The sequence below is a fragment of the Saccharomonospora sp. NPDC046836 genome, assembly GCF_040645195.1.
Lineage (GTDB): Bacteria > Actinomycetota > Actinomycetes > Mycobacteriales > Pseudonocardiaceae > Prauserella_A.
On the sequence record NZ_JBEYXW010000130.1, the window covers coordinates 1 to 1,201 of the forward strand.

The 1,201-nt window shown below is 72.5% G+C and carries 2 protein-coding genes; one reads left to right on the forward strand and one right to left on the reverse strand.

The genetic code is table 11. The features are described from left to right. Window positions 1-127: 127 nt before the first annotated feature. Window positions 128-481 carry a helix-turn-helix transcriptional regulator gene (locus ABZ863_RS35690; protein ID WP_128464772.1) on the reverse strand — a complete coding sequence of 118 codons (354 nt, stop codon included), beginning with the start codon at window positions 479-481 and terminating at the stop codon, window positions 128-130. A 120-nt stretch (window positions 482-601) separates the two neighbouring features. On the opposite strand from ABZ863_RS35690, the gene ABZ863_RS35695 reads away from it, so the two are divergent. Continuing rightward, a complete protein-coding gene (locus ABZ863_RS35695) occupies window positions 602-1,060 on the forward strand; it encodes a DUF2269 family protein (RefSeq protein ID WP_358544219.1) in 459 nt (152 codons plus the stop codon). Window positions 1,061-1,201: the final 141 nt, after the last annotated feature.

The window sequence follows — 1,201 nt, forward strand, 5'->3', positions numbered from 1 at the left end:
GTTCTGGGAGCTGGCCCGGCGCTGGCGGGCGACCAGCCTGCACGGCGTGCCGCACACCTTCGAGCTGCCTTCGAGGCCCATGAACCGTCCGTTGCAGTTCGACCCGATCGCCCGCGCGGCGCCGCGCTCACGTCGCGGCCCCGGTCGCCGCCCCGGGAGCGGGCGCCGGGTCGAGCACTGCCCCGATCACGCGCGTGAAGTCCCGCCACGCCGACCGTTCCTCGGCCAGCTGCCGCCGCCCCGCCACGGTCAACTCGTAACGCCGCCGCTTCCGTTGCCCGACCGCCTCCCAGTCGCTGCGCAACAGGCCCACCCGCTCCAGCCGGTTGAGCGCCGGATAGATGGTCCCGGTCCGCAACTCCAGCGCTCCACCACTGCGTTCCTGCACCGCCGTGATGATCGCGTACCCGTGCAGGGGCCCCGGCTCGACCACCGCGAGCAACAGCCCGTCCAGATGTCCCCGTACCGCATCATGCTTCATACGTAGGCAGCCTACCCAAGGGCCCACCCGGCGTGCTATCCCTGACTCCGCACGCTTCACGTTGGCAGCCAACCTATTGCCCGCCAACTGTCTCACCCCCCTGAAGGGACCCCGGACCCCATGGCCAAGCTCTTCCTCTCCCTCCACGTCCTGGCCGCCATCCTCGCCATCGGCCCGATCACCGTCGCCGCCTCGATGTTCCCCCGCCTCGCCAGAACCGCCCCGCCGGCGGAGACACCCGCCCTCCTCCACAAGATCTGCCGCAGCTATGCGTACGTGGGTGCGGCCGTGCCGGTGCTGGGAATCGCGACGGGGGCGGCGCTGGGGGTGCTGTCGGATGCCTGGCTGGTCGTGTCGATCGTGCTGACGGGGGTGGCGGCAGGGGTGCTGGTGGCGGTGATCCTGCCGGGGCAGGGGGAGCTGCTGGAGGGCCTGGAGGGCGAGGAAGGGGCCGTCGCGGGTGAGGAGCGACGGGCGGCGGGGGCGCGGCTGGCGATGGCCACGGGGGTGTTCAACCTGCTGTGGGCGGCGGTGGTGGTGCTGATGATCGTGCGGCCGGGATCCACCACGGGAGCGTGAGCGCCGCCCGCGACTCACCCCGCCCGTTCGGCCCCGGCGGCCTGGACCTCGGCCTCGGCCTTGGCGCCGGCCACTGTCATCACAAGCCTGCCGCCGTCGTGAGCCACCTGCAACAGGTCAGCCGGCCTCGCGGCGGTAGCG

Bases quoted from the DNA above. Each gene is read 5' to 3' on its own strand.
- ABZ863_RS35695 (WP_358544219.1), top strand. From the start codon at position 602: ATGGCCAAGCTCTTCCTCTCCCTCCACGTCCTGGCCGCCATCCTCGCC.
- ABZ863_RS35690 (WP_128464772.1), bottom strand. From the start codon at position 481: ATGAAGCATGATGCGGTACGGGGACATCTGGACGGGCTGTTGCTCGCG.